The following is a 316-nucleotide window of genomic DNA, read 5'->3' as shown; positions in this document are numbered from 1 at the left end:
CTGATGGTCAGGAGCTTGGCGTAATTACGCTTTTTTACGACGTGTTGCCGCTAATCCTGCTAGCCCGATAGCAAACAAAGCTAAAGTGCCCGGCTCAGATACTTCAACATCGTTGATTTCTCTGAACAGTTTTGTTCTCAATGCAGCTTCAAAGTCAGTGCTGAAGTTGTTCGCAGTAACAAAAAAACCTCCGCCAGCAGTGGTTAAGCTTGTTAAAAAGTTTTGTCCACTCGCGTTGGTCAATGCATCCCCTACACCAATGGCGTTAACAGTAATACCGTTTGAATTCGCTGTTGTTGCTGCACTAATTGCTGCG

General features: G+C 45.3%; 1 protein-coding gene. It reads right to left on the bottom strand.

Annotated features, from left to right (window positions below):
- Positions 1 to 24: 24 nt before the first annotated feature.
- Positions 25 to 316, bottom strand: a 292-nt coding sequence (locus A3762_RS06000; protein ID WP_156493282.1) for a DUF1194 domain-containing protein, incomplete at its 5' end; no start/stop codon positions are given.

It is taken from the genome of Oleiphilus sp. HI0125 (assembly GCF_001635355.1).
This window is presented reverse-complemented; position numbering and strand designations above follow the sequence as displayed.